General features: G+C 74.0%; 30 protein-coding genes. 27 read left to right on the top strand and 3 right to left on the bottom strand.

All coding sequences use genetic code 11. From position 1 onward, the window contains the following. Window positions 1-7: 7 nt before the first annotated feature. The 7 genes from G4G93_RS31785 to G4G93_RS31815 all read left to right on the top strand — a co-directional run bounded on the left by G4G93_RS31785 (window position 8) and on the right by G4G93_RS31815 (window position 7,351). A complete protein-coding gene (locus G4G93_RS31785) occupies window positions 8-1,234 on the top strand; it encodes an ATPase (RefSeq protein ID WP_206290140.1) in 1,227 nt (408 codons plus the stop codon). Continuing rightward, window positions 1,231-1,884 carry a hypothetical protein gene (locus tag G4G93_RS31790; RefSeq protein WP_165091151.1) on the top strand — a complete coding sequence of 218 codons (654 nt, stop codon included), beginning with the start codon at window positions 1,231-1,233 and terminating at the stop codon, window positions 1,882-1,884. The genes G4G93_RS31785 and G4G93_RS31790 overlap by 4 nt, the downstream gene beginning before the upstream one ends. 77 nt (window positions 1,885-1,961) lie before the next feature. After that, complete coding sequence (locus G4G93_RS31795; protein ID WP_165091154.1) at window positions 1,962-2,807, top strand: MoxR family ATPase; 846 nt, start codon at window positions 1,962-1,964, stop codon at window positions 2,805-2,807. Window positions 2,808-2,811: 4 nt separating this feature from the next. Beyond that, on the top strand, window positions 2,812-3,330 hold the full coding sequence (locus G4G93_RS31800) for a SixA phosphatase family protein (protein WP_165091156.1): 519 nt from the start codon (window positions 2,812-2,814) through the stop codon (window positions 3,328-3,330). 192 nt (window positions 3,331-3,522) lie between these two features. After that, window positions 3,523-4,728: a hypothetical protein gene (locus tag G4G93_RS31805; protein WP_165091159.1), complete on the top strand. Its 1,206-nt coding sequence runs from the start codon at window positions 3,523-3,525 to the stop codon at window positions 4,726-4,728. Window positions 4,729-4,823: 95 nt separating this feature from the next. Next, window positions 4,824-6,287 carry a YcjX family protein gene (locus G4G93_RS31810; protein WP_165091161.1) on the top strand — a complete coding sequence of 488 codons (1,464 nt, stop codon included), beginning with the start codon at window positions 4,824-4,826 and terminating at the stop codon, window positions 6,285-6,287. Between the two features lie 8 nt (window positions 6,288-6,295). Beyond that, a complete protein-coding gene (locus G4G93_RS31815; protein ID WP_165091163.1) occupies window positions 6,296-7,351 on the top strand; it encodes a YcjF family protein in 1,056 nt (351 codons plus the stop codon). A 238-nt stretch (window positions 7,352-7,589) separates the two neighbouring features. On the opposite strand, the gene G4G93_RS31820 is transcribed toward G4G93_RS31815, so the two are convergent. Then, window positions 7,590-8,498 (bottom strand): LysR family transcriptional regulator, encoded by a 909-nt coding sequence (locus G4G93_RS31820; protein ID WP_165091166.1) that lies wholly within the window; start codon window positions 8,496-8,498, stop codon window positions 7,590-7,592. A gap of 100 nt (window positions 8,499-8,598) precedes the next feature. Here G4G93_RS31820 and G4G93_RS31825 point away from each other — a divergent pair, with 100 nt between their 5' ends. Next, entirely contained in the window at window positions 8,599-9,042 is a 444-nt protein-coding gene (locus G4G93_RS31825) for a PACE efflux transporter (RefSeq protein WP_165091168.1), read from the top strand. 9 nt (window positions 9,043-9,051) lie between these two features. Here G4G93_RS31825 and pobA read toward each other — a convergent pair whose 3' ends face one another. Next, complete coding sequence (gene pobA, locus G4G93_RS31830) at window positions 9,052-10,263, bottom strand: 4-hydroxybenzoate 3-monooxygenase (RefSeq protein ID WP_165091171.1); 1,212 nt, start codon at window positions 10,261-10,263, stop codon at window positions 9,052-9,054. 147 nt (window positions 10,264-10,410) lie between these two features. Here pobA and G4G93_RS31835 point away from each other — a divergent pair, with 147 nt between their 5' ends. The 3 genes from G4G93_RS31835 to G4G93_RS31845 all read left to right on the top strand — a co-directional run bounded on the left by G4G93_RS31835 (window position 10,411) and on the right by G4G93_RS31845 (window position 12,903). Next, entirely contained in the window at window positions 10,411-11,310 is a 900-nt protein-coding gene (locus G4G93_RS31835) for a helix-turn-helix domain-containing protein (RefSeq protein WP_165091173.1), read from the top strand. Window positions 11,311-11,321: 11 nt separating this feature from the next. Beyond that, window positions 11,322-12,266, top strand: coding sequence for an aldo/keto reductase (locus G4G93_RS31840; protein WP_246737150.1), 945 nt, complete (start codon window positions 11,322-11,324; stop codon window positions 12,264-12,266). Window positions 12,267-12,510: 244 nt separating this feature from the next. After that, window positions 12,511-12,903, top strand: a complete 393-nt coding sequence (locus G4G93_RS31845) for a hypothetical protein (RefSeq protein WP_165091175.1) — start codon at window positions 12,511-12,513, stop codon at window positions 12,901-12,903. Between the two features lie 39 nt (window positions 12,904-12,942). On the opposite strand, the gene G4G93_RS31850 is transcribed toward G4G93_RS31845, so the two are convergent. Beyond that, window positions 12,943-13,659 (bottom strand): XRE family transcriptional regulator, encoded by a 717-nt coding sequence (locus G4G93_RS31850; protein ID WP_312892311.1) that lies wholly within the window; start codon window positions 13,657-13,659, stop codon window positions 12,943-12,945. A gap of 259 nt (window positions 13,660-13,918) precedes the next feature. Between G4G93_RS31850 and G4G93_RS31855 the strand changes: the two genes are divergently transcribed. From G4G93_RS31855 to G4G93_RS31930, 16 genes are all read left to right on the top strand, one after another. Beyond that, window positions 13,919-14,203 (top strand): hypothetical protein, encoded by a 285-nt coding sequence (locus tag G4G93_RS31855; RefSeq protein WP_165091123.1) that lies wholly within the window; start codon window positions 13,919-13,921, stop codon window positions 14,201-14,203. Between the two features lie 46 nt (window positions 14,204-14,249). Further along, window positions 14,250-14,921 carry a transcription termination/antitermination protein NusG gene (locus G4G93_RS31860; protein WP_165091178.1) on the top strand — a complete coding sequence of 224 codons (672 nt, stop codon included), beginning with the start codon at window positions 14,250-14,252 and terminating at the stop codon, window positions 14,919-14,921. 261 nt (window positions 14,922-15,182) lie between these two features. Next, window positions 15,183-15,755 (top strand): hypothetical protein, encoded by a 573-nt coding sequence (locus G4G93_RS36290; RefSeq protein WP_165091181.1) that lies wholly within the window; start codon window positions 15,183-15,185, stop codon window positions 15,753-15,755. A 22-nt stretch (window positions 15,756-15,777) separates the two neighbouring features. Continuing rightward, window positions 15,778-17,145 (top strand): phage terminase large subunit, encoded by a 1,368-nt coding sequence (gene terL / locus G4G93_RS31870; RefSeq protein WP_165091183.1) that lies wholly within the window; start codon window positions 15,778-15,780, stop codon window positions 17,143-17,145. After that, a complete protein-coding gene (locus G4G93_RS31875; protein ID WP_165091186.1) occupies window positions 17,145-18,410 on the top strand; it encodes a DUF1073 domain-containing protein in 1,266 nt (421 codons plus the stop codon). The genes terL and G4G93_RS31875 overlap by 1 nt, the downstream gene beginning before the upstream one ends. Before the next feature lie 174 nt (window positions 18,411-18,584). Further along, the gene (locus G4G93_RS31880) at window positions 18,585-19,586 is read left to right on the top strand and encodes a DUF2213 domain-containing protein (protein WP_165091189.1); all 1,002 of its coding nucleotides are present in this window, start codon (window positions 18,585-18,587) and stop codon (window positions 19,584-19,586) included. Next, window positions 19,586-20,029, top strand: a complete 444-nt coding sequence (locus G4G93_RS31885) for a capsid cement protein (protein ID WP_165091191.1) — start codon at window positions 19,586-19,588, stop codon at window positions 20,027-20,029. Before G4G93_RS31880 ends, G4G93_RS31885 begins: the two co-directional genes overlap by 1 nt. 25 nt (window positions 20,030-20,054) lie before the next feature. Beyond that, window positions 20,055-21,002, top strand: a complete 948-nt coding sequence (locus G4G93_RS31890; protein ID WP_165091194.1) for a DUF2184 domain-containing protein — start codon at window positions 20,055-20,057, stop codon at window positions 21,000-21,002. Window positions 21,003-21,017: 15 nt separating this feature from the next. Next, window positions 21,018-21,278 carry a hypothetical protein gene (locus G4G93_RS31895; RefSeq protein WP_165091126.1) on the top strand — a complete coding sequence of 87 codons (261 nt, stop codon included), beginning with the start codon at window positions 21,018-21,020 and terminating at the stop codon, window positions 21,276-21,278. Window position 21,279: 1 nt separating this feature from the next. Then, window positions 21,280-21,651 (top strand): DUF4054 domain-containing protein, encoded by a 372-nt coding sequence (locus G4G93_RS31900; protein ID WP_165091196.1) that lies wholly within the window; start codon window positions 21,280-21,282, stop codon window positions 21,649-21,651. Beyond that, window positions 21,651-21,965 (top strand): hypothetical protein, encoded by a 315-nt coding sequence (locus G4G93_RS31905; protein WP_165091199.1) that lies wholly within the window; start codon window positions 21,651-21,653, stop codon window positions 21,963-21,965. The genes G4G93_RS31900 and G4G93_RS31905 overlap by 1 nt, the downstream gene beginning before the upstream one ends. Further along, on the top strand, window positions 21,962-22,246 hold the full coding sequence (locus G4G93_RS31910) for a hypothetical protein (RefSeq protein WP_165091202.1): 285 nt from the start codon (window positions 21,962-21,964) through the stop codon (window positions 22,244-22,246). The genes G4G93_RS31905 and G4G93_RS31910 overlap by 4 nt, the downstream gene beginning before the upstream one ends. After that, complete coding sequence (locus G4G93_RS31915; protein WP_165091204.1) at window positions 22,246-22,665, top strand: DUF3168 domain-containing protein; 420 nt, start codon at window positions 22,246-22,248, stop codon at window positions 22,663-22,665. Before G4G93_RS31910 ends, G4G93_RS31915 begins: the two co-directional genes overlap by 1 nt. Before the next feature lie 24 nt (window positions 22,666-22,689). Then, window positions 22,690-23,136 carry a phage tail tube protein gene (locus G4G93_RS31920; protein WP_165091207.1) on the top strand — a complete coding sequence of 149 codons (447 nt, stop codon included), beginning with the start codon at window positions 22,690-22,692 and terminating at the stop codon, window positions 23,134-23,136. Between the two features lie 7 nt (window positions 23,137-23,143). After that, window positions 23,144-23,719: a gene transfer agent family protein gene (locus G4G93_RS31925; RefSeq protein ID WP_165091209.1), complete on the top strand. Its 576-nt coding sequence runs from the start codon at window positions 23,144-23,146 to the stop codon at window positions 23,717-23,719. Continuing rightward, entirely contained in the window at window positions 23,716-25,068 is a 1,353-nt protein-coding gene (locus G4G93_RS31930; protein ID WP_246737151.1) for a hypothetical protein, read from the top strand. The genes G4G93_RS31925 and G4G93_RS31930 overlap by 4 nt, the downstream gene beginning before the upstream one ends. Window positions 25,069-25,099 lie beyond the last annotated feature (31 nt).

Raw genomic sequence — 25,099 nt, forward strand, 5'->3', positions numbered from 1 at the left:
AGTGGTGATGGGCCGACAGCCTCCCGATCGGGTCGTGGTGCGCGAGAAGCGCGCCTGGACCGACGAGACCGACGCCTGGAAGCAGGATCGGGCGATCCGCAAGGGCTACCGCATCCGCTGGGGCTACGTCGCCATCGCCTACCTGGTCGAGGCGCTGGTGATCTGCACCTCGCTCGCCGGAGCGTGGTTCTTCGCCGAGACCTATGCGAACCCCAACGACCAGAGCTTCTGGTTCATGCTGCTGGCGCCGATCGTCTACGCGGCGATCGAGCTGTGCCGGGTGCCGCTCGGCATCCTGATCCGGGTCCAGCGCGACTGGCTGATCAAGAGCCTCGCGGTGATCGGCATCGTGATGGCGGCGGGCGTGACCACCAAGTCGGTGTCGCAGCTCGGCGAGATGATGTTCCATCCCCGCCTCGCCGAGGCCTCGAAGGCCCGTACCGTCCTGAAGGAAGCGGAGGCCGACCGCGGCACGATCGACAACCGCATCGCCCAGGCCGACGCCCGGGTGGCGCAGTACGCGGCGGAGGCCGCGGCGCTCGAGAAGCGCACCACCGAGGCCTCGGCGCAGCTCGCCGGCCTGCCGGGCCAGCGCTGCGAGCGCCTGTCGGGCACCAACAGCCGCGGCAAGCGCTACAACTACCTGCGCTGCGTCACCGATCCGCGCACCGCCACCATCGCGGGCAGCCTGAAATCCGCCGGCGACGAGCGGGCGGCGGTGGCCAGGAACCTGGCGGAGGCCCGCACCGCCCGGGCCCAGCTCGACCGCGCCGCCGCCGACCGCCGGGTGACGGAAGCCGAAGGGGCCTATCGCGACGCGGTGCGGCGCTCGCAGCTCCACTCCTTCACCGCCATGGTCTACGGCGCCGATCCGGTCGACGTGACCGACCAGCAGGTCCACGCCTTCCTGCGCATCTTCGTCTTCGCGCCGGCCCTGTGCGCCGCCTTCGCCTCGACGCTGCTCGCGCTCTGCGCCGTGCAGGTGCGCCGGACCTACCGCGACGAGGACGACCTCGACGCGGTGATGCAGGCCGAGGGCGTGCCGCTGCTCCTCAACCAGCTGGCCGAGAGCCGGACGGTGATGAACGACGCGGAGCGGGCGGTGCGGGAAGCGGTGGCGTCGGGCGCCGCGATCCCCCTCGACCAGCGCCGCTCGCCGACCGTGCCCCAGGCCGGCACGCCCCCGGCGCCGCCGGCGCGCGACGACGACCGCATCGAGAGGCCGAGACCGTGAGCTACCACGCACCGGGCACGCCGGAGAACGTCGCGCTCGCCCAGCACGTCAACGGGCGCCTGCGGGCCGAGGCCCGGATCTCCAACGCCCGCGCCTTCCTGTTCCGGGCGATCGGGCTGGGGGCCTTCGTGGGGCTGGCCGGCGCCGGGCTGGGTGCCGCCTTCTACGGCTACGCCACGATGAACGAGGTCGGCAACGCGTCCGACAAGCTCGCCAAGGCCCTGACCCAGGCCCTCGAGACCACCACGCTCAAGACGAGCGGAGAGGTCCGGCTGACCGACAACACCCTCAAGATCGAAGGGGGGCTGCCGGCGGCGAAGGGGCGCCCGGACGTGGCCTCGCTCACCGGCAACCAGGGCAAGACCGAGGCACCCGCCAACGCCGCCGTGCGCACGAGCTTCACGGTGTTCAAGACCGTGCCCTATCTCGATGGCACGATCGTCACCGGCTGGAACTTCAAGGGCGACGAGCAGAAGCCCGAGAAGCAGTATTGCTACGTGACCCGGCCCCAGACCTTCGGCGACGGCGCCACCTCGAACCAGACCACCGTGGCGATCGACGGCGAACTCCTGCCCCAGCCGGCCCGGTCGGAGATCAACTTCGCGGTGATCGCCCGCAGCTGCGTGTGGTTCGATCCGTCGAAGCTGTGAGAGGGGCGGGGCTCGCCAGCGCCGCCTTCGCCGCATAGGTTCGGGGAAATCCCCTCGAAGGACGTGACGCGAGCCCGATGCGCTTTACCGGAACCGAGAGCTACGTCGCCACCGGCGACCTCACCGTCGCGGTCAACGCCGCCATCACCCTGGAGCGGCCGCTCCTCGTCAAGGGCGAGCCGGGCACCGGCAAGACCGTGCTGGCGGAGGAGATCGCCCGGGGCCTGAAGGCCCCGCTGCTGACCTGGCACATCAAGTCGACCACCAAGGCGCAGCAGGGCCTCTACGAGTACGACGCGGTCTCGCGCCTGCGCGACTCGCAGCTCGGCGACCCGCGGGTGTCGGACATCGCCAACTACATCCGCCGCGGCAAGCTGTGGGACGCCTTCACGGCACCCGAGCGGCCGGTTCTCCTGATCGACGAGATCGACAAGGCCGACATCGAGTTCCCGAACGACCTGCTGCTCGAACTCGACCGGATGGAGTTCCACGTCTACGAGACCGGCGAGACCGTGCGGGCGGCGCGCCGGCCGATCGTCATCATCACGTCGAACAACGAGAAGGAACTGCCGGACGCCTTCCTGCGCCGCTGCTTCTTCCACTACATCAAGTTCCCGGACGCCGACACGCTCAAGGCGATCGTCGACGTGCATTACCCGGGCATCAAGCAGCGCCTCGTCGAGGAGGCCCTGAGGATCTTCTTCGAGGTGCGGGAGGCCCCGGGCCTCAAGAAGAAGCCCTCGACCTCGGAACTGCTGGACTGGCTCAAGCTGCTGATGGCCGAGGAGATCGGGCCGGAGCAGTTGCGCGAGCGCGACCCCCGCAAGCTGATCCCGCCGCTGCACGGGGCGCTCCTGAAGAACGAGCAGGATGTCGGGCTCTTCGAGAAGCTCGCCTTCCTGAGCCGCCGCGAGGGACGCTAGAGCGATGCGCCGCCTGATCCTGCTCCGCCACGCCAAGTCCGACTGGCCGGACGGCACGTCGGACGTCGACCGGCCGCTCGCCGCCCGCGGCCGGGACGCCGCGCCCAAGATGGCCGCCTACCTGGCGGCGGAGGGGCTGATCCCCGACCGGGTGCTGGTCTCACCGGCCCGGCGCACGCGGGAGACCTGGGACCTGGTCAGGCCGGCCCTCGGGTCTGCGCCGGACGAGACCGTGCCGCAGATCTACGAGGCCCCGGTCTCGCGCCTCCTCGACGTGGTGCACGCCATCCCGGACGAGGCCGCCACGATCCTGATGATCGGGCACAATCCGGGCTTCCAGGACCTCGCCCGGCTGCTGTCCGAGCCCGGGGAGGCGCGGCGGGCGCTGACCAAGAAATACCCGACGGCGGCGGTCGCGGTGATCGACCTGCCGGCGGGGTCCTGGGCCCAGGTCGAGGCCGGGGCGGGGACGATCGAGCGGTTCGTGACCCCGAAGAGCTTAGGGTACGGCGAGGACGAGTGAGCGACGGGCGGTGAAGTCGCCGTCGTGATCGAGGCAGGGCCGTCCGGGACGCGGGAAGGGCGCGGGCCTCTCCTCGCCCGGCGGGCATGGGATCGTGCGGGGAATGGGGAGACCCGTACCTCGCGCGTTGGAACGCAGCGGACGGTAAATCGCTTAAGACAGGCTTAGCCTCAGCAACGCATCCCGGGCCCCGTGATCCTCACCGCCTTCCTCGCCTTGAGCCTCGCGGCCGGACCAGCGACCGATGCGGGTGCCGCCCTGGTCAGGGACGGCGCCGCGCGGATCGGCGAGGGGCTTGCCGCCGCCTCCGCCCTGGCGGCGCCGCTGCGCGAGACCCCGGTCTACCGGCCCGAGGCCCGGGCGGTGTCGAACTGGCGTGCTGAGACCCGCGACGGGCTCCTGCCGCTCTCGCTCGCCTGGACCGCCTGGGCGGCGCCGGGCGATCCGGCCTTCGTGGCGCGCTGCGTCAAGCTCAACAATTACTGGTGCATCAAGCGGGCGCGCTGGGACGGCGAGATCGGCGGCGACCAGGAGGGCCATACCGGCTTCGCCACGGCCGGGCAGGGGGCGGACGCCGCGGTCTCGCTGCTCCGGCGCTATTACGGCGAGTACGGGCGCCGCTCGGCGCTCGCGATCGTCCGGCGCTGGGCGCCGGCGGAATGCGCAGGCCCGGTCGCCGCGCGGGCGGCGGCTCCGGCCGGCCGGGCCGCACCGGTACGAGCCGCCTCGCCGGCGCTCGCGGCCCTGGCGCCGCAGGGCCTCGGCCGGACCCTCAGGGCACGGTTCCTCGCCAGCCACGGCCGCGGCGGCGCCCCCCGGCGGGTCGCGCGGGCGCCTGCGCGCCCGGTTGTCTCCCGCCCGGTTGCCTCCCGCCCCGTGGCCGGCAACGCCCTGCGGGTCCAGCCCTGGTCGGCGCTCGCCCGGGTGCAGGGGCGGCCGCGCCAGCCGGCCCGCGCCGTCAAGGCGGCCCCGCTCCCCACCATCGCCACCGGCATCGGCGAGACGGCGCGCCCCGCCGCCGCGATCGAGCCGGGCCGGATCCTCGATGGCGCCCGCCTCGCCGCGGAAGCCGCCGCCCTGCCGACGCTGGCCGCCGCCCCGGTCTCGGCCCTGCCGCCGGCCTTGCGGCCGCCCGCGCCCCTGTGCGGCTCGGACGAGATCCGCATCCAGAACTATGCCGCCCGCATCGCCGGCAGCGTCGGCGTGAAGCCCGGGGACGATCTCGGCCTGTTCACGCCCGACGGGCACGCCACCGCCCGCCTCGCCCCGGTGCTGCTGGCGATGTCGTCGGTCGAGCTCGGGGCGTTGCGGGCGAGCCCGGCCCTCGTCGCCGCGGCGATCGCCCGGGCCGAGGCCGAGCGCGGGGCGGCCCGGCAGCAGGCCGACGCCGCGCCTTGAGCACGTCGCGCCTCGAGCACGTCGCGCCTCGAGCCCTTGCGGAACCCGTAAGGCCGCGCCACCTCCCGGATCACGATGAAGCCAGAGCGTACCGCGTGCCCCTGACCGATCTCGCCGCGCGTGCCGGCTCACTCGCCAAGACCGTCACCGAGGCCACGCGCTCGCTCGCCGAGGCCTCGAACGACCTCCTGGTCCAGCCGACGGTGCGGCTCGGCGTCACCGGCCTCGCCCGCTCGGGGAAGACGGTGTTCACGACCGCGCTGGTGCACCAGCTCACCGGCCTGCACCCGCTGCCGGCGCTCCGCGCCTCGCAGGAGGGCCGCCTGCGCCGGGCCCGGCTGGTGCCGCAGCCCGACGACGCGGTGCCGCGCTTCCCCTACGAGGACCATCTCGCGGCGCTGACGGAGGCGCGGCGCTGGCCGCGCTCGACCGACCGGATCAGCCAGCTGCGCCTCGAGATCGATTACGAGCGCAAGAGCGCCTGGCGCACCGGGCCGGCGAGCCTGATGGTCGACATCGTCGACTACCCGGGCGAGTGGCTCCTGGATCTGGCGCTGATCGAGCAGACCTACGAGGGCTGGTCGCGCGAGACGATCGTGGCCGCCGAACGCCCCGGCCGGGCCGCGATGGCGGCGCCCTGGCTCGCCTCGCTGCGGGCGCTCGACCCGAACCAGCCCCTCGACGAGATCGTGGCCGAGCGGGCGAGCGAGGCCTTCACCACCTATCTCGCCGCCGTGCGGGCCGGGCCCGAGGCGGTGGCGACGACGCCGCCCGGCCGCTTCCTGATGCCGGGCGACCTCGCCGGTTCGCCGGCGCTGACCTTCGCGCCGCTGATCCTGAACGGGCCGGTGAGCCCCGACAGCCTGGGCGGCCTGATGCAGCGCCGCTTCGAGGCCTACAAGTCCCGCGTCGTGACGCCGTTCTTCCGCGACCACTTCCAGCGCATCGACCGGCAGATCGTCCTCGTCGACGTGCTGGCGGCGATCGATGCCGGGCCGGCGGCCCTGGCCGAGCTGGAGGAGGCCCTCGACCGGGTGCTGATGAGCCTGCGGGTCGGGCGCAACACCATCCTGTCGCGGCTCTTCGCGCCGCGCGCCGACAGGATCCTGTTCGCCGCCACCAAGGCCGACCACCTCCACCACACGAGCCACGACCGGCTCGACGCGCTGCTGCGCCTCCTCGTCGCCCGTTCCCTCAGGCGCACCGAGGCCGCCGGCGCCCATGTCAGCACCCAGGCGCTCGCCTCGGTACGCTCGACCCGCGAGACGGTGGTGCATGACGGGCCGCACGCCTTCCGGGCGGTGGCCGGGACGCCGGAGGCGGGCGAGAGCATCGACGGCGAGACCTTCGACGGCGAGACGGAAGCCGCGATCTTCCCCGGCGAGCTGCCCGAGCGGCCCGAGGCCGTGCTCGAAGGGGCGGTGCCGCCGGGATCCTTGCGCTTCCCGCGCTTCCGCCCGCCGCTCGTGTCGCGCGATGCGCTGGGCCGCCCGGGCCGCCTGCCGCAGATCCGCCTCGACCGCGCCCTGAATTTCCTGATCGGCGACCGCCTCGCCTGAGGGTCCTGATGACGAATCCTCCCCCCCAAAAGCCCCGCGCCTTCCGCCTGCCCCCCGCCGGCACCGAGACGACGACCGCCCCGCCGCCGCCCGGCACCGAGACGGCGCTCGCCGACGGCGTGCGGGTGGTGGAGGAACCGTTCGAGATCGTCGAGGCCGCCGACGGCGTCGCCGTGCCGGTGGCGCCGCGCTCGCGCGCGCCGTGGGCGACGTTGCTGCTCTCGGCCCTCGGGGGGCTGGCCTCCCTCGGCATCGGCCTCGCGGTCGAGCGCCTGATCGCCGACCTGTTTTCCGCCGCGCCCTGGCTCGGCATCGTGGCCCTGGTGCTGCTGGCGCTCGCCGTGGTGGCGCTTTCGGCGATCGTCTGGCGCGAGGTGGCCGGGGTCCTGCGCGAGCGCCGCATCGAGGCCCTGCGCGAGGAGGCCCTCGACGCGCTCCGCTCCCGCGACCACAGCGCCGCCAAGGCGGTGGTGCGACAGCTCTCCGGCCTCTACGCCGGGCGCCCGGCGGCCGCGGCCCCGCGCGCGCGGCTGGCCGCCCTCGACGACCAGATCCTCGACGTCGAGGACCGGATCGGCATCGCCGAGGCCGAGCTGCTGGCCTCCCTCGACCGCGCCGCCAAGGCCGCCGTGGCCGAGACCGCCAAGCAGGTCTCGGCGGTGACGGCGCTGAGCCCGCGGGCGATCGTCGATGTCGGCTTCGTGATTTTCGCGGCGGTGCGCCTCCTGCGCCGCATCGCCACCATCTATGGCGGGCGGCCCGGCCTGTTCGGCTTCCTGCGCCTCGCCCGGGCGGCGCTCGCGCACCTCGCCGTTACCGGCAGCGTCGCGGTCGGCGACAGCCTGGTGCAGCAGGTGCTGGGTCTGGGCGTCGCCGCGCGGATCTCGGCGAAGCTCGGGGAGGGCGTCCTGAACGGGCTGATGACGGCGCGGTTCGGGCTGGCGGCTCTGGCGGTGTGCCGGCCGCTGCCGTTCACCCGGGAGCCGGCACCGCGGCTGGGGGATGTCGCGGGGGAGTTGCTGCGCGGGAACGGCGATGCGGAGGGGCGGGACGGGTCGCGGTAGAGTCGCATTCAGCAAGCCACGCGTTTCGCCGTTACCCTCGCCATTTCCCGGACGACTGCAGCGAAGCGGACGGAGATCCGGGATCCAGCACAAGACGTGCCGCGCAGCGGCTCGGTATGTTTCAACGTTGCTGATATACGGGCGCGACGCGTCTTTTCGCGCCGGATCCCGGATTTCCTTCCGCTGACGCTCCAGTCGTCCGGGAAAGGGGAAGATTGACGCCACCCCGGCAGCTCGCTCAGCCCGCCTGCTCCCGTCCCGCCGGGCCGCCGACCCTCTCCGCCGCGAACCGCTCCCGCAGCCAAGCCGCCGCCGGCCCGCACGGCCGCTGCTTGTGCCAGACCAGTTCCAGGGCGATCGGCCAGTCGCCCTGGTCGAACTGAAGATCCGGCGTGACGAGGTACGGCGCGGTGAGCGAGGCGGCGATGACGTGGTCGGTGACGAAGGCCCAGCCGATCCCGTGCTTGACCATCTCCAGGATCACCCAGTGGCTCTCGACCCACCACACCTCGGCGGCGACCCGCAGGCGGCGCTTCTCGGGGCCGTCGCTGCGGGCGGCGACGAGGATCTGGCGGTGGCGCTTCAGCTCCTCCCATTCCACCCGGGCCTTGGCGAGGGGATGGTCGCGTCCGCAGACGAGCTTGAGCGGGACCCAGCCGATGGTCTGGAAGCCGAGTTCCGTCGGCAAAACTTCCTGGCGCCACATCACCCCGAGATCGGCGGCGCCCGACTGTACCATGCGGCTGACATCCTCCATCAGCGGGAAGAGCAGCTCCAGTTCGACATGGGGGAAGGCCCGAGCGAACCCGGCGAAGAGGGCGCCCAGCGCGTGCTCGGGATAGAGCTCGTCGATCGCGACCACCAGCCGGTTCTCGACCCGCTGCTCCAGGCTGCGCGCCACGCCGATCAGGTGCTCGCGCCGGTCGAGCACCACCCGCGCCTCCAGGAGCAGCCGCTCGCCCGCCGGGGTGAGGACCGGGTTGCGGCCGGCCCGGCTGAACAGCTCCAGTCCCAGATCGGTCTCGAGATTCGCCACCTGCGTGCTGACGGCGGACTGCGCCTTGCGCAAGGCTCTGCCTGCGCCGGAGAACGACCCGGCCTCGGCCGCCGCCACGAACGCCTGGAGCTGATCGAGCGAGACCGCCACCTATCTGATCCTCCGATACGTCCTAACTTGCCGGAGGCAGCATCGCCGATAGAACGCCGCGAACCAATCGGTTTGTCCGAGTCGAGGTCAAAAGCCCCTCATGCGCAGCACACGCGACCGCATCCGCCACGCCCTCCTGTTCGAGGCCATCGGCCTCGCGCTCATCATCCCGCTCGGGACCGCCCTGTTCGGGCTGCACGCCTCCGAGATGGGCGTGATCGGCGTCGGCAGTGCCATCGCGGCAACGGTGTGGAACTACGTCTACAACCTGGGCTTCGACCGCGCGATGCAACGGTTCATCGGCACCACCCGCAAGACCCTGCCGCTGCGGCTGGCGCACGCGGTGCTGTTCGAGGCGGGATTGCTGGTGATCCTGCTGCCGCCGATCGCCTGGTATCTCGGAATCGGCCTCCTCGAGGCCTTCGTGATGGATATCGCGATCGCCCTGTTCTACGTGGCCTACGCCTTCGTCTTCAACTTAGGCTACGACCGGGCCTTCCCGCTGAAGAGCTGGGGCGAGGTCGCGGCAGAGCCGTCGCGCTGACGCCGCCCGTCACCGGCCCGCGGCTTCGCCCCCGAACCCCATCGGCAGCCCGACGTAATTCTCGGCGATCGCCGTCTGCGCCGCCTTCGAGCCGCGGATATAGGCCAGCTCCGCCACCTGCATCCGGCGGGCGAAGTCGTCCATGTCGGGGAAGCGGTGGGTGAGGCCGGTGAACCACCAGCTGAAGCGCTCGGCCTTCCACACCCGGGCGAGCGCCCGGGCCGAGTAGCCGTCGAGGCCGGACGCATCGCGCTCGGCGTAGTGCAGGTCCAGCGCCTCGGCGAGCATCGCGACGTCGGAGACCGCGAGGTTCATGCCCTTGGCCCCGGTCGGCGGGACGATGTGGGCGGCGTCGCCGGCCAGGAACAGGCGGCCGTAGCGCATCGGCTCGGCGACGAAGCTGCGCAGCGGCGCGATGCTCTTCTCGAAGGAGGGGCCGCGCACCAGCCCGGCGGATGCCGTGGGCCCCAGGCGGGTCTCGACCTCGTCCCAGAACCGCTCGTCCGACCAGTCCTCGATCCGCTCGTCGAGGCCGACCTGGACGTAGTAGCGGCTGCGGGTCGGCGAGCGCATGCTGGCGAGGGCGAAGCCCCGGGCGTGGTTGGCGTAGATCAGCTCGTGGTTGACCGGCGGCACCTCGGCCAGGATGCCGAGCCAGCCGAACGGATAGACCCGCTCGTAGACCTTCAGCACGTCGGCCGGGATCGCCGCGCGCCCGACGCCGTGGAAGCCGTCGCAGGCCGCGACGAAGTCGCAGGCGAGGCTGTGCGACTGGCCGTCCTTGGTGAAGGTGACGCTCGGGCGGTCGCCGGCGAGGCCGTCGAGCCGCAGGTCCTCGGCCTCGAACACGATGCGGACGCCGCGGGGCTCGGCGGCATCGAACAGGTCGCGCATCACCTCCTGCTGTCCGTAGACCGTGACGGCGGAGCCGCCGGTGAGCGCCGCCATGTCGATGCGGAAGATCTCGCCGTCATAGGCGAGGTTGGTGCCGGTATGGACCAGGCCCTCGGCCTTGAGCCGCGCGTCGAGGCCGAGGTCTTCCATCAGCGCGACGGTGCCATGTTCGAGCACGCCCGCCCGCACCCGGCCCTCGACGTAGTCGCGGGTGCGGCGCTCCAGCACCACCGCATCCACCCCGGCCCGGGCCAGCAGGTGGGCGAGGAACAGGCCGGCCGGGCCGGCGCCGATGATGGCGACCTGAATGCGGACCTGGCTCGGCATGGCGTCGTCTCCCGTGGCGCCACCGTCTCGGCGATGGCTGCTCCATGACCCGAAGGTGACCGGCGCGACGCCGGTTGACGATGGACGGCGCAAGGGAAAAATTGGACTTTCCGTTCGTCCCGTCCGTTCCGGAGGACCAGGTCCGCGATGCGCCTCGACCCGTCCCAACTTCCTGCGGTGCCGCACTTCTTCCTTTACGGCGAGGCGCCGCGGGACGCGGACGACCGCTTCCTGCACATCGAGGCCTTGGACGATCGCAGCCGGCCGAACCGCTGGACCATCCGGCCGCACGTCCATTCCGGCCTGCATCAGGTGCTGCTGATCGCCGAAGGGGCGGGGGAGATGCGGGCGGAGGCCGAGCGCCTCGGCTTCGCGGCGCCGTGCCTGCTGGTGGTGCCGGCCGGCACCGCCCACGGCTTCCGCTTCGCCGACGGCACGGTCGGGTCGGTGCTGACCCTCTCGGCGCGCTACCTGCGCGACCTGTGCGGGCGCGAGCCGGACTTGGACGGCCTGTTCGCCGGCCCGGCGGCGCTCGCGCTGCCGGAGCCGGGCGCGGTCGAGGAAGCGGTGGCCGAGCTCGCCCGGGAGCTCGCCTGGGCGGCGCCGGGGCGGCGCGGCGCCGTCGAGGCCCACCTGATGCTGCTCCTCGTCGCCGGCCTCAGGCGGCTCGCGGCCCTGAGGGCGCCCCCGGCCCCGCCGGGCCCGCAGGCCCTGCTCGCGGCGCGCTTCCGCGACCTCGTCGAGGCGCATCACCGCCGCGAGCGCCCGCTCTCGGCCTATGCCGACGATCTCGGGGTGACCGAGGCGCGGCTGCGGGCCGCCTGCCGGGCGGTGGCGGGCATGAGCCCGGGCCGGATCATCCGCGAGCGCCGCCTGCTCGAGGCCAAGCGCAGCCTGCTCTATTCCGACCTCGGCATCGCCGAGATCGCCTACGGCCTCGGCTTCTCCGATCCGGCCTATTTCTCGCGCTTCTTCGCCAAGGGCACCGGGGAATGCCCTCGGGCGTTCCGCGACAGGCGCGGCGCGGACCGGGGAGTGACGCCATGAGGGGAGATGCGATGAGAACGGAACGGGACGGGCTGACCCGGATGGGCTTCCTCGGCGGCGCGCTGGCGGCCTCCCTGGGCGGCGGAGCGGCGGCGCAAGGAGCGCAGCGGCACGGGACGCCGGCAGATGCGGGCCTGCACCGGCGGCCGATCCCGGCGAGCGGCGAGACCCTGCCGGCGATCGGGCTCGGCACCTGGCGCGGCTTCGACGTCGGCGCGTCTCCCGCCGAGCGGGCGCCGTTGCGCGAGGTGGTGGCGACCCTGCTCGCCCGGGGCGGCCGGGTGATCGATTCCTCGCCGATGTACGGGCGGGCCGAGGGCGTCACCGGCGACCTCGTGGCGGAGGCCGGCGCGCGCGAGACGACCTTCCTCGCCACCAAGGTCTGGACCAGCGGGCGCGAGGCGGGGATCGCCCAGATGCGGCGCTCGCTCCGGCTCCTGCGCACCGAGCGCCTCGACCTGATGCAGATCCACAACCTGCTCGACTGGCGCACCCACCTGCCGACCCTGCGGGCCTGGAAGGAGGAGGGGCGCATCCGCTACATCGGCATCTCGCACTACACCGAGAGCGCCTACGACGCCGTCGAGGCGGTGTTGCGGGCCGAGCGGCTGGACGTCCTCCAGATCAACTACGCCCTCGACGACCGGGCGGCGGAGGATCGCCTCCTGCCGCTCGCCGCCGAGAAGGGGGTGGCGGTGCTGGTCAACCGGCCCTTCGGCGGCGGCGGCCTGCTGCGCCGTCTCGCCGGCAAGCCGCTGCCCGACTACGCGGCCGACCTCGGCTGCGGCTCCTGGGCCGAGATCCTGCTGAAGTTCGTGGTCGGCCACCCGGCCGTGACCTGCGCGATCCCCGGGACCGCCGATCCCGGCCACATGGCGGCCAACCTGCGCGCCGGCACCGGTGCACTGCCCGACGAGGCGCTCCGACGGCGCATGGCGGCGACGCTTCCCGCATGAACTTGAGCTGAACGCAGCATCCACTCAAGTAGCTCGGCAGTACGGCAAGAGCGAAACTTGGCAGATCTTGCGGTCGATCCGGCTGAGAGATGGGTCTCACCGCCATATTGCTGCCGTTCTGCCTGCGTTAATGATCCCTCATCCATACCGTTCCCATCCAGCGCACGACCGCGACCGGTCGCGCCGCGAAGGGTTGCGGATCGCATCCAGCGATTTGCCAAGATCGGAATGTCCCGGGGGTCTCATGCTCAAGTCGTCCGTCGCCGCTCTCGTCCTGTGCGCCGCCCTGCCGGCCAGCCTGCAGCCGGCGGCGGCGGAGGGTCGGGGCTTCAACGGCACTTGGTCGGTGCAGCTCGTCACCGATTCGGGCCTGTGCGACAGCCGCTACAACGTCTCGCTGGCGATCAACGGCGGCGACGTGCGGGTGGCCTCCACGGCCGAGGGCGGCGCGACGGTGAGCGGGCGCATCGGGCAGGACGGCAATGTCGGCCTCACCGTCCGCCACGGCTCGGCGAGCGGCGCCGCCTCCGGCCGGCTCCAGGCCAATTCGGGCTCCGGCACCTGGAACGTGTCGTCGCTGTGCTCCGGCCGCTGGACCGCCCAGCGCCGCTCGACCCGGGTCGCGCAGGCCGACTGATTCCGATCCGGATCGCTGCATCGCGCAGCGATCCCGCTGCTACCGTCCGGCCGTCGCGCCGGCGCAGAACCGGCTCCAGTGCTGGGCATGCACGGTGCTGATGATGCCCGAGGCCCAGACGAGGCGCCGGTCGGGCATCAGCGGGGCGTTGTGGCTCTCGAGGTGGTAGGTGCCCCGCTGCGAGCCGCGCAGGATCTTCTTCAGGAAGCGGTGCCCCTCCACCGTCGTGACCGCGGCGTAGAGGTCGAGCAGGCGGTCCGGGCCCTCCCCGGCCTCGGCGCAGAGCACCACGTCGTCGGGCTCGTATTTCGGATACATCGACAGGCCGGCGACCCGGAACGCGATGGTGCCGGGCGGCACCCCGAACGGCACGGTGATGCGGAAGAGGTCGCCGCCCGCACCGATCTGCTCGTCCCCGGTCTCGATCAAGCCGCCGGCGCTGATCAACCCCTTCACGCCCACGACCGCACCGGCGAGCGAACCGCCCTCCGCGGGCGGCTCCGGCGCGTCGTCGTCGCCGAACAGCAGCCCCTTGGCGGTGACTTCGACGCCGTCGCGGCGGAAGCGCTCCGCGTAGCGCTCGGCATCGTCCTGGCCGATGGTCCGGCTGCCGGCCTCGTGCGCCCGGTAGGTGCTCTCCGGCCAAGCGTTCTGCAGCGCGGCGTCCCGCGCCGAGCGGTAGCCGGCGGCGAGGCGCGCCTGCCGCAGCCGCTCGCCCTGCGCGGCCCGAACCCGGTTCTCTCCCGACTGGATCACCTCAGCGAACGTCCTTGACACTTGAGGTATTGAGCAAAGTCATTACATCATGTAGCTACTGCGGTCGCAAGGACCGTGGCGAACACTCGCTGTTCGCGCATGCCCATCCTGCATCCTACCGCAGGGGCAGCCTCGAAGGGCAGCCTTGCGCCGTATCCCTCGTTGCGGGAGTCCCCCATGGTCCACCGTTTCCTCGCAGCCCGGCGCGGCCCACCCGACGCGGGAGGTCCCCGGTTGCGCAACGCCGGAGCGGAACCGGGTGATCCGGGGCTGCGGCACCCGCGCCGGCCGGGCGGCGAATCGCCGCAACGGGGCGGGGCAGGATGGGGAAGCCGTCGCGCGCCGCGCCGCGCCGGTGCAGGAGGGGCGGATGAAGGTAGCCCTGATCGTGCTTTGGACCCTCGCGGCGGGGGTCGGCCTGTTCCTGATGGTGCGCTCCCGGATCATCCGGACGACCGAATCGCTGGCGCGGGAGGCCGCACGCGAGCGGGCCGGCGCGCCGCGCCCGGAGGAGACCCTGCCGGATCGTCCCGGCGAGGGCTGAGCCGGCAAGGGCCGACCCGGGCCCGCCGTCCGGCGGGGAGGGCGGCGTGAGCAACGGCAAGCGCCGCATCGCCCGCCGTCGCCGCGAGGCCCTGGCCCATCGCGCCCTGGCGCATGATCGTCCGCCGGCCGACCGGGCCGCCGAGATCCGCCGCCGGCGCCGCCGGCGGGTCCGGCCAGTGCGGGTCGTGCTGGCGGCCGACCGGGTCTGGATGGTCGCCGAGACCAAGGCGCGCTGGGCCGCCCGCGCCGCCCGCGACCTGGAGGCCGCCGGCATCGCGGCCTTCGACCCGCGGGAGGAGGTCGAGCTGACCTCCCCGGCCGGCCGGCGCCGTACCGCCCGGGTGTCGCTCCTGCACCGCACGATCTTCGTGGGCCTACGCGACGACGCCGACCTCGCCCGGGTCGAGGCACATCCCGGCATCGACCGGATCCTGTTCCGCGACGGCCGCGCCGTCGTCATCGCGGCCGGCGTGCTCCAGGGCTTCGCCGACGCGATCACCGGGCATGGCGGTCGCGAGAGCCACGACGCGGAGGCGGTGAGGGCGGTCCTGTTCGCCCTCGGCGACGGCGTACGGGTGACCGGCGGCCCGCTCGCGACCCTGTCCGGGACGGTCGAGGGGGTCGATCCGGCCCGCCGGCGCTACCGGGTCGCCCTCTCGCTGTTCGGCCGCGAGACCCCGGTGACGCTCGACGAGGACCAGATCGAGCGGGACTGACCGAGCCGAAAAATCGCGCCCCGCCGAAGAGAACATTTGACGAACATCGGCGGGGCGGGTACAAGGGTTTCCAGGTTCTCCGGGTCTGCGGCCTGCCCCATGAGGGAGGTGGCTGCTCGACTGCCCCGCCATGCGGGGATGTGTCCCCGGACCCGGCCCACGGCATCACCGAGGCGAAAGGCGGCTCGTGTCCGCGGGCCTCCAGCCGTCGGTTGGCGGCCCGCGGACACGAGCCGGCTCGCTCCTTCCCGACAAGGCGACATGACACGGCGAGTCATCGACTGGGCTGGCATCGCGGCGGCCTATCGGGCGGAGCCGGGGGCCGGGCCCGCCATCGCGCGCCGGTTCGGCATCAGCCCGGCGACGCTCCGGCGCCGGGCGCGGGCGGAAAGATGGGCGCGCGATGCTCCCGACGGCCCTCCCGCCGGCGACGTCCTCGACGGCCACCGCATCGTGGTGGCGCAGGGCGCGGCGCTCACACTGCAGCTCCTCGACGACCTCCAGACGGCGTCCGCCGGGGATCCGCGGCCCGACGACGGCACCGAGGAGGGCGGGCTCGCCCGCGCGGCCATCCTGCAGAAGCGCATCGCGGCGTTGCGCGACCTCGCCGCCGCGGCACGGTTGTGGATCGCGCTCGAGCGCCAGGCCTGGGACCTCGACGGCAAGGGACAGGACAAGGGACAGGGCCAGCAGCGTGACGAGACCGCCTTCCCGGATCCCGAGGCCGCCTTCCGCCTCCTCGACGAGGCCCAGCGGGCCCAGCTCCGCTCGATCGCCGAGCGTCTGGCTGACCGACCCGCCGGCCCTGCTGCGGGCCCTCGACCGGCTCGATAGCGAGGAGAGCCTGGCGGGCTTCGTGCGCCGGGCCTGGCCGGTCATCGAGCCGGGCGCCCCCTACGTGCATGGCTGGCACATCGACGCGGTCAGCGCCCACCTCGAGGCCGTCACCGCCGGCGAGATCACCCGCCTGCTCATCAACGTGCCGCCCGGCACGATGAAGAGCCTGCTCGCCGGGGTGTTCTGGCCGGCCTGGGAATGGGGGCCGAAGAACCGCCCGTCCTTGCGCACCGTCGCGGTCTCGCACACCGAGCGGCTGGCCCTTCGCGACAACCTGCGCACCCGGCGCCTGATCACCTCCCCCTGGTACCGGGCCCTGTGGGGCGAACGGGTGCGCCTCACCCGCGACCAGAACCGCAAGGGCCGTTTCGAGACCACGGCGACCGGCTTGCGCGAGGCGGTCTCGGCCGGCTCGATCACCGGCTCGCGCGGCGACCGGGTGATCCTCGACGACCCGATCTCGGTCGAGGGCGCCAATTCCGAGCGGGTGCGCGAGGGGATCGCGCAGTGGTTCCTGGAGGCGGTACCGACCCGCCTCAACGACCCCGTCCGCTCGGCGATCGTGGTGGTCATGCAGAGGCTGCACGAGCGCGACCTGTCGGGGGTGATCCTGGCCAAGAACCTCGGCTACGAGCACCTGATGCTGCCGATGGAGTTCGAGCCGGAGCGCGCCTGCGCCACCCGGATCGGCTTCACCGATCCGCGCCGCGAGCCGGGCGAGCTGCTGTTTCCAGCCCGCTTCCCGAAGGCAGCGGTCGAGCGCGACAAGGCCGCGATGGGCGAGTACGCGGCGGCCGGCCAGTACCAGCAGCGGCCGGCCCCCCGGGACGGCGGGCTGTTCAAGCGGGGCTGGTTCACCCTCGTGCGGGCGGTACCGGCCGGCTGCGTCCATGTCCGGGCCTGGGACCTCGCCGCGAGCGTGCCCAGGGCCGGGCGCCAGCCCGACTACACCGTCGGCGTCAAGCTCGCCCGCGCCCCCGACGGGCATCTCTACGTCGTCGACGTGCGCCGCGACCGGCTCTCGGCCGGCGGCGTCGAGCGCCTGATCCTGGCGACGGCCGCCGAGGACGGGCCGTCCTGCCGGATCTCGCTGCCGCAGGATCCGGGCCAGGCCGGCAAGGCGCAGGCGCAGTACCTCGTCTCGCGCCTCGCCGGCTACGACGCGCGGGCCAGCCCCGAGAGCGGCGACAAGGCGACCCGCGCCGCCCCGGTCTCGGCCCAGGCCGAGGCCGGCAACCTGCACCTCGTCGCCGGCCCCTGGAACGGGGCCTTCCTCGACGAGCTCTGCGCCTTCCCCAACGGCGCCTTCCTCGACCAGGTCGACGCCCTCTCGCGCGCCTTCGCGGCGCTCGCCCGGCCGGGATACGGCCTGCTCGGAGTCCTGTGATGTGGCTCGCCGACCGCCTCGCCAACCTCGTCTCCGGCCTCGGCGGCCCGCGGGACAAGAGCACCGGCAACCTGCACGTCCACGTGCCCCGCGCCCGCGCCGAACTCGACGCCGCCTACCGGGACAACTGGCTCGCCCGCAAGGTCGTCGACATCGTGCCCTTCGACATGCTGCGCGAGTGGCGCGCCTGGCAGGCGCCGCCGGAGGTCGCGGCGGCGCTCGCGGCCAGCGAGGAGCGCCTGTCCTTGCGCGACCGCCTGCTGCGCGCCTTGCGGCTCGCGCGCCTGCATGGCGGCGCGGCGCTGCTGATCGGCGACGGCGCCCCGGACCCGAGCCTGCCGCTCGATCCCGAGACGCTCGGGCAGGGGGGATTGCGCTACCTCCACGTCCTGCCCCGCGGCCGGATCCAGGCCGGCCCGATCGATCCCGACCCGCTGTCGCCCTGGTTCGGCGAGCCCAAGGTCTACACCATCACCGGCGGGCAGGCGATCCATCCCTCGCGGGTGGTGCGCCTCCTCGGCGCGGCCCTGCCGGACGACGCGGTCGGTGACGGCTGGGGCGACAGCGTGCTCCAGGCGCTGCTCGAGGCGATCGACCAGGCGACGGCGGCGTCCGCCCACATCGCCGCGATGCTGCCCGAGGCCAAGCAGGACGTGATCTCGGTGCCGGGCCTGTCGCAGCACCTCTCGACCGAGGACGGCACCCGCCAGCTCACCGAGCGCTTCGCCTACGCGGCCCGGATGAAGGGCCTGTTCGGGATGCTGCTCCTCGAAGGCGACGGCCGATCGCCGGAAGGCGAGCGCTACCAGCAGAAGCAGCTCGACTTCTCCGGCCTGCCGGAGGTGGCGCGGCTCTTCCTCCAGGTGGCGGCGGGCGCGGCCGACATCCCGGTGACGCGCCTTCTCGGCCAGTCGCCCGCCGGCCTCAACGCCACCGGCGAATCCGACATCCGCAACTACCACGACCACGTCGCGGCCCGTCAGACCGTCGAGCTCACCCCGGCCATCGCCCGCCTCGACCGGCTCCTGGTCCGCGACGCGCTCGGCCGGTCCGACCCCGCCCTGCGCTACGCCTGGCGGCCCCTGGCGCAAGCGAGCGAGCGCGAGAAGGCGGAGATCGGCCGGCTCAAGGCCGAGACCGCGGCGGCGCTCGCCCGCGAGGGCGTCGTGCCGGCGGATGCTCTGTCCCGCGGCGTCGAGGGCTGGCTCTCCAGTGCCGACCTCTTCCCCGGCATCGCCGCGGCCTTCGGCCGGGCGGGGGACTGAACCGAGTTCCACCCCACTCCCGAGCGGGCCGACACGGTCACGTCGTCGAACGAGGCGCGGGTCATTCTTCTCTCCCCGCGGGCGGGGCGAGGAGAGATGTGCACGTCCCGGCCCGTTACCTGACCGGCCCGAGCGGGAGCGAGGATTCCCACCTCCCACGCGAGACCATCCCCCATGCACATCTTCGACCGGTTCAGCCTCGGCCCCGCGGCCGAGATCGCGGGCGCGCGCCCGCTCGGCAACGGCGCCCTGGTGGTGCAGGCCCGTGCGGCGCGGGCCGGCAACGTGCAGGTCTATCGCGGCGACGAGGTCGCCCGGCCGGACCTCGCGCAGGTTCGGATCTACCGCGACCCGGACGAGATCTTCCGGCCCGAATCCCTGCGCAGCTTCGGCCACAAGCCCGTCACCCTCGATCATCCCGCCGAGGCGGTGACGCCGCGGACCTGGCGCGGGGTGGCGCGGGGCCATGTCGGCGACGAGGTGGTGCGGGACGGCGAGTTCGTCCGCATCCCGATGCTGCTCGCCGATTCCTCGGCCATCGCGGCGGTGCAGGGCGGGCGGCGCGAGGTCTCGGTCGGGTACACGTGCGACCTCGACTGGACCCCCGGCACCGCCCCGGACGGCAGTCCCTACGACGCCCGCCAGACCAGGATCGTCGTCGACCACGTCGCCATCGTGGCGCAGGGGCGCGCGGGACCGGATTGCCGGATCGGCGACGCCGACCTGACGCGTCGCCTCGCGGAAGCCGAAGCGAGGGCGGAGGCCGCCGAGACGGCGCTGGCGCGGCGCGACGGCGAAGTCGCGGCGCTCCGCGCCCGGGTGCCGGACGAAGCGGCCCTCGACGCGCTGGCGGCCGAGCGCGGCGCGCTGGTGACGGAGGCCCGCCGCATCCTCGGCGATGCGTTCGATCCCGGCGGTCTCACCCCCGAGGCGATCCGGCGCGCCGCCGTGGCGCGGGCGCTCGGCGAGGCGGAGGCCGCCGCCCTGAGCCCGGCCGCGATCGAAGGCGCCTTCCGGGTCGTCGCCGCCGGCCCGTGTGCGGCCGCCCCACGGACCACCCCGGACCCGCTGCGCGACGCCCTGCGCCACCGGGCCGACGCCCCGACGCCCGAGGCGGCCCATGCCGCCATGGTCGAGACCCTCCGCAACGCCTGGAAACCCGCAGGAGCCCGCTGATGCCCCCCGTCCAGACCAGCTATCCCGGCCGCCCGGCCGCCGCCTACGAGGGCATGGCCGCCGACCAGAACCCGGCCACGATCCTCAGCCGCACCGTCGAGACCACGGAGGGGATCGGCTTCGGCCGCGCCGCCTTCCAGGGCACCCGCGACGACGGCATCGCCGCCGCGGGCGCGGTGTTCCGCGGCATCGTGCTGGCCGACCGCAACGCCCGGCCGAATGCGGGCGGCACCGACCTCTTCGCCAAGGGCGAGACCGTCCCGGTGATGACGTCCGGCGCGGTCTGGGTCGTCACGGCCTCGGCCGCGGGCGCCGGCAGCCCGGCTTACGTCACCGCCGCCGGCGCCGTCACGTCGACCGCCTCCGGCAACACCCCCATCCCCGGAGCCCTGTTCGACACCTCGGCCCCCGCCGGCGGCCTCGTCCGCCTGCGCCTGAACTGACGAGAACCCGGAAGAGAGCCTTCGCATGACCCGCACCCTCCTCACCGATGCCCCCCGGGCGCTCGCCTTCCTGGTCAGCCAGCAGGCCTTCATCGAGCCTACCGTCTATCGCGCCCAGTACCCGGCGATCCGCTATCCGCGCCTCGTGCCGGTCGACACCGCGGCGCCCGAATGGGTGCCGACCGTGACCTATTTCTCGGTCGACCGGGTCGGGCAGGCGACCTGGGTCCACGGCGCCGCCGCCGACGTGCCGAAGGTCGAGATGCTGCGCCGCCAGCACGAGACCGCCGTCGCCATGGCGGGCATCGGCTACGGCTACGACCTGGAGGAACTCGGCAAGGCCCAGCTCCTCGGCATGACCCTCGACGCCGACAAGGCCGATGCGGCGCGGCTCGCCTCGGAGGAGTTCATCGACCAGGTCGCGCTGTTCGGCGATCCCGCCAAGGGGTTCTCCGGCCTCCTCAACCATCCGGGCGTCACGGTCGGCAGCGCCGCCGCGACGGGCACGAACGGCAGCACCGCCTGGGCGCAGAAGACGCCCGAACAGATCCTCGCCGACGTCAACGGCCAGCTGATCGGCATCTTCACCGGCTCGAACACCGTCGAGATGGCCGACACACTGCTGCTGCCCTACGAGCAGATGCTCGGCATCGGCCTGCGCCGCCTCGACGGGATCAGCCCGCTCACCCTGCTCGACTGGATCCGGCGCCACAACGTCTACACCCTGGAGACCGGCCAGGACCTCACGGTCTACGGCGTGCGGGCGCTCGAAACTGCCGGCACCGGCGGCACCGCCCGGATGGTCGCCTATCGCCGCGACCCCTCGGTGCTGAAGCTGTGGCTGCCGATGCCGTTCCGGTTCTTCCCGGCCTGGCAGACCGGCCCGTGGCGCTTCGAGGTGCCGGGCGCCTTCCGGCTCGGCGGCCTCGACATCCGCCGCCCCGCCGCCTGCCGCTACCTCGACGGCATCTAGAGGGGAGGCTCAGGCATGATGCGGGTGACGAACCACGCCGCCGGCCCCCGGCTGGTCTGGCCGAAGGGGGCGCGGGCACCCCGGCTCCTCGTACCCGGCGAGAGCGCGGTGCTCGCGCTGCCCGACCGGCCCGACCCCTGCCTCGCCGCCTGGGAGGCGGCGGGCGACGTGCGGATCGCGGCGGCGGAGCCCGCTGCGGATCCGCCGCCCCGGCAGGATCCCCGGCCCGAGCGCCGGCGCGGCCGGGAGCGGTCGCCCTTCGGCTGGGAGGCGTGAGATGGCCGACCCCACGCCCGCCGCCTTCCGGGCCCGCTTCCCGGCCTTCGCCTCCGTCCCCGACGCCGCGATCGCGGGGGCGCTCGCGGAGGCCGCCCCCCGGATCGGCGCCTCCTGGCCCGAGGCGGACGCGACCCTCGGGCGGATGCTCCACGCCGCCCACAGCCTCACGCTCGACGGGCAGGGCGGCCCCGAGGCGGAGCTCGCCCGGGCGGGCGCCCTCGACCTCAAGGGCTTTCGCAGCGGCACGCTCCACCTCGAGCGTCGGGATCCGCCCGCGGAGGCGCTGCCCGGCACCCTGGGGCTCACCTCCTACGGGCGGCGCTTCCACGAGGTGATGCGCCGCAACAGCGTCGGCGTAGCGGTGGTGTGATGGGCCTCCTCGACGGCCTCGGCCGCCATCTCGGGGGCGTCCTCGCCCCCCTGTTCGACGAAGCGGTCCTGCACCGGATCGGGCCGGACGGCGTCGCGTCGGACATGCCCGTCCGGGCCCGGCGCGACGGCGCCCGGGAATCGACCGAGGAGCCCGGCCTGCCGGGCCGCCTGGTGCGGATGACCGTGCTGACGCCGGGCCTCCCCCCGACCCCCGACGACGAGATCACCCTGGCGGGGACCCGCCACCGCATCGTCGCGGTGGAGACCGATCCCGCCGGCAGCCACGCCCTCATCCAGGGGAGGCCCTTGTGACGCGCAGAACCGAGACCGGCCCGCTCCAGGCCCGGCTCGCGCACCTCGCCCGGACCGGCGGCGACGCCGCGCGGGGCCGGGCGCGGGAGGCGGCGGCCCTCCTCGCCGCCGAGATCGCGAACGACCTGCCCGACGGGCGCGTCGAGGCGGCGGAGACCCCCGATGGCGCCGCCGTCACGATCGAGGCGCCGGGCCTGGCCGCCCGGGAATTCGGCACGGCGGCGCGGGCCGCCCGGCCGGTGATCGGGCCGGCCGTCGCGCTCCTCACGGGGAGGGGGTGATGGCCGGCATCGACCTGTCGCCCCACCTCCTCCAGGCCGTGCGCACCCGCCTCCTCGCCGATCCGGCCCTGCGCCCGCTCGTCGGCGACCGGGTGCGCGAGGCGGCGAGCGCCCGCGAGGAATGGCCGTTCCTGCGGGTCGATCCGCCGGAGGTCGGCCCCTACGAGGCGCAAGGCTGGCGCGGCTGTACCTGCCGCCTCACCGTTCACGCCTTCCTGCGCGGAGCCCGGGACCTGAGGCCGGTGCAGGACCTCCTCGCCGCGGTCTCCGCCGCCCTCGACGAGGCCGACCTGGCGCTGCCCCGGGGCGAGCTTTTGTGGCTGTCGCACGAGCGCAGCCTGGTGCTGCCGGAGCCCCTCGGGCCCGGCTCATGGCACGGCGTCGCCCGCTTCGGGGCGGTGGCTGCCGAAACGATCTGATCTCCGTCCTCAGGAACGCATGCCATGGCCCAGCCCACCACCCTGCCGTTCTCGGCCATCGCCGTGAAGCTCGAGAGCCTGTCAAAGGCCGGGACCTTCGAGGCGCCATGCGGCCTCACCGAGCGCGCGGCGCAATTCACCAAGGAGACCAACAGCTCGGTCGTACCGGACTGCGCCAACGAGGACGCCGCGCCCTTCGTCGACCGGTTCGCGGTGTCGAAATCGGTCGCGGTCTCCGGCAAGGGCGTGATGGCGCGCCAGAGCATCGCCCGCTGGCGCGCCGCCTTCGAATCCGACGCGCCGGTGCGCGCCCGGGTCGAGGTGAGCGGCGCAGGCAGCGACGGCGGCGGCGCCTGGGAGGGGCTGTTCCACCTCACGAGCTTCGAGGTCGGGGCCGTCCGTGGCGAGCGCTGCACCGTCTCGGTGGCGCTGCAATCGACCGGAGCCGTGGCCTTCACGGCGGCCTCGTGAGGTCCCGATGAGCCGCGACGGCCATATCGACCTCGACCTGGACGGGGCGACCCACCGCTTCCGCCTCGCCATCGGCGACCTCGAGGCGCTGCAGGAGGCGACGGGGGCGGGGCCCGCCGACCTCCTCCACGGGTTCCATGCCGGCCGGCGCTACCGCTTCCGCGACGTGCGCGACGTGCTGCGCCTCGGCCTGATCGGCGGCGGCACCCCGGTGCCGCAGGCCCACGCCATCGCCCGGAGCCTCGACGGGCTGCCCTGCATCCCGCTGATCGCCAAGGCCGCCCTGGTGCTGGCGGCCGGGCTCGAAGGCACGGAGGACGAGCGGGTCGGCCGCCCGGCCGGCGCCGCCGGACCCGGCGGGCGGATCGCCTTCGCGGCCTTCTACGGCGCTGCCGCCGCCATGGGCCTGCCCGCCGCCGACCTGCGGGCGATGAGCCTGTGGCAGCTCGCCGCCTACATCGACGGCTTCAACCGCGCCCGCGACGCGCAAGCCGCCGATGCCCCGACGCCGCAGGAGGAGGACGCGCTCTGGGCCTGGCTGCAAGGCCTCCCGGGCCTCCCGGATGACGGATCCGCCGCATGACGACCGAGATCGAGCGCCTGGTGGTCTCCCTGGAGGCCAATGTCGACGCCTATGCGCGCGAGCTCGCCCGGGCCGGGCCGCTCGCCGAGCGGGCGATGGCCGAGGCCGAGCGCGCGGTCGAGGCCGGGGGCGGGCGGATCGCCGCCGCGATGGCGCGGGCCGGCGCCGAGGTGCGCGACGAGCTTGCCCGCATGGCGGCGCCGGAGGCCCTCGGGCGGCTCCAGCGCGCGATGGAGCAGGCGAGCGCGATCCCGGCCGGCGACGGCGGCGCCTTGCGGCGGGTCGACGACGCGGTCGGGAGCCTGACCACCCGGCTCGGCGAAGCCGGCTCCGCCTCGCGCGAGGCGGTGGCGGGGTTCGAGGCGGTGGCGAGCGCGGTCGGGGGGATCGCGGACAGGATCCCAGCCGCCGCCGACCTCGTCGCCGATCTCGGCCGGCGGGTGAGGGCGGCCTCCCAGGAGAGCGCACGAGGAGGCGCGGCGATCCGCGCCCGCATCGCCGACGCCTTCGCGATCAGCGACGCCGCGCCCCGCGGCAGCCTCGCACCGACAGCCCCCGCCGCCGAGCCCGCGCGCCCGCGCGCCCGGGTGGCGGCCGCGTCCTCCAGAGCCGCCGAGCCGGAGGACGACGCGTTCCGCGACGAGGTCGCCCGGCTCGCCCGGCGTACCGGGCTCCTGACGATCGAGGCCGACGCGGTCGGCCGGGATGAGGGCGCCGCCGCGAAGGCCGAGGCGGCGTTCTGCCTGCTGGAGGCGGCCAAGAAGGCCGACCTCGCGGTGACGCCGGCCCTTCGCGAGGAGGTCGACCGGGTGGCGGAGGCCTACGGCGCGGCGACCGCGCAGGTGGAGCGGGCGGAGGCCGCGCAGCGCGCCGCGCAATCCGCCTCGCGGGAACTCGGCGCGGCGCTCGCCGACAGCTTCAAGGGCGCGATCCTGCACGGCGAGCGCCTGACCACGGTCGTGGCCCGACTCGCCACCACGCTCGCGAGCCGGGGCCTCGACCGGGCCTTCGACGGCCTGTTCGGCCGCGGCAGTCCCGGGAGCGACCTGATCGGCGACGCCCTCGGGTCGCTCGGCCTGAGCCAGAACCCGACCGGCCGCGCCGCCGGCGGCCCCGTCACCCCGGGCGTCGCCTACACGGTCGGCGAGAGCGGGCGCGAGACCTTCGTGCCGCTCCAGCCCGGCCGCATCCTGCCGGCGGCGCACGGCGTTGCGCCGCAACCCGCCGCACCGACCGTCCGGGTCTCGGTGTCGATCGCCACCGCGGACGCACCGAGCTTCCACCGCTCGGAGGCGCAGGTCAGCGCCGCCCTCGCCCGGGCGGTGCAGCGCGGCCTGAGAGGCCTGTGAGAACGGGGCTCGGGAGACCCGGGCCAGTGCA

The organism is Methylobacterium sp. DB0501, assembly GCF_011043735.1.
In the GTDB taxonomy this organism is placed as follows: Bacteria; Pseudomonadota; Alphaproteobacteria; order Rhizobiales; family Beijerinckiaceae; genus Methylobacterium; species Methylobacterium alsaeris.

Bases quoted from the DNA above. Each gene is read 5' to 3' on its own strand.
- G4G93_RS31895 (WP_165091126.1), top strand. From the start codon at position 21,018: ATGATGCGGGTGACGAACCACGCCGCCGGCCCCCGGCTGGTCTGGCCG.
- G4G93_RS31900 (WP_165091196.1), top strand. From the start codon at position 21,280: ATGGCCGACCCCACGCCCGCCGCCTTCCGGGCCCGCTTCCCGGCCTTC.
- G4G93_RS31915 (WP_165091204.1), top strand. From the start codon at position 22,246: ATGGCCGGCATCGACCTGTCGCCCCACCTCCTCCAGGCCGTGCGCACC.
- G4G93_RS31800 (WP_165091156.1), top strand. From the start codon at position 2,812: ATGCGCCGCCTGATCCTGCTCCGCCACGCCAAGTCCGACTGGCCGGAC.
- G4G93_RS31920 (WP_165091207.1), top strand. From the start codon at position 22,690: ATGGCCCAGCCCACCACCCTGCCGTTCTCGGCCATCGCCGTGAAGCTC.
- G4G93_RS31845 (WP_165091175.1), top strand. From the start codon at position 12,511: ATGCTCAAGTCGTCCGTCGCCGCTCTCGTCCTGTGCGCCGCCCTGCCG.
- G4G93_RS36290 (WP_165091181.1), top strand. From the start codon at position 15,183: ATGACACGGCGAGTCATCGACTGGGCTGGCATCGCGGCGGCCTATCGG.
- G4G93_RS31875 (WP_165091186.1), top strand. From the start codon at position 17,145: ATGTGGCTCGCCGACCGCCTCGCCAACCTCGTCTCCGGCCTCGGCGGC.
- G4G93_RS31930 (WP_246737151.1), top strand. From the start codon at position 23,716: ATGACGACCGAGATCGAGCGCCTGGTGGTCTCCCTGGAGGCCAATGTC.
- G4G93_RS31825 (WP_165091168.1), top strand. From the start codon at position 8,599: ATGCGCAGCACACGCGACCGCATCCGCCACGCCCTCCTGTTCGAGGCC.
- G4G93_RS31925 (WP_165091209.1), top strand. From the start codon at position 23,144: ATGAGCCGCGACGGCCATATCGACCTCGACCTGGACGGGGCGACCCAC.
- G4G93_RS31795 (WP_165091154.1), top strand. From the start codon at position 1,962: ATGCGCTTTACCGGAACCGAGAGCTACGTCGCCACCGGCGACCTCACC.
- G4G93_RS31905 (WP_165091199.1), top strand. From the start codon at position 21,651: ATGGGCCTCCTCGACGGCCTCGGCCGCCATCTCGGGGGCGTCCTCGCC.
- G4G93_RS31785 (WP_206290140.1), top strand. From the start codon at position 8: ATGGGCCGACAGCCTCCCGATCGGGTCGTGGTGCGCGAGAAGCGCGCC.
- G4G93_RS31885 (WP_165091191.1), top strand. From the start codon at position 19,586: ATGCCCCCCGTCCAGACCAGCTATCCCGGCCGCCCGGCCGCCGCCTAC.
- G4G93_RS31890 (WP_165091194.1), top strand. From the start codon at position 20,055: ATGACCCGCACCCTCCTCACCGATGCCCCCCGGGCGCTCGCCTTCCTG.
- G4G93_RS31840 (WP_246737150.1), top strand. From the start codon at position 11,322: ATGAGAACGGAACGGGACGGGCTGACCCGGATGGGCTTCCTCGGCGGC.
- G4G93_RS31835 (WP_165091173.1), top strand. From the start codon at position 10,411: ATGCGCCTCGACCCGTCCCAACTTCCTGCGGTGCCGCACTTCTTCCTT.
- G4G93_RS31815 (WP_165091163.1), top strand. From the start codon at position 6,296: ATGACGAATCCTCCCCCCCAAAAGCCCCGCGCCTTCCGCCTGCCCCCC.
- G4G93_RS31880 (WP_165091189.1), top strand. From the start codon at position 18,585: ATGCACATCTTCGACCGGTTCAGCCTCGGCCCCGCGGCCGAGATCGCG.
- pobA (WP_165091171.1), bottom strand. From the start codon at position 10,263: ATGCCGAGCCAGGTCCGCATTCAGGTCGCCATCATCGGCGCCGGCCCG.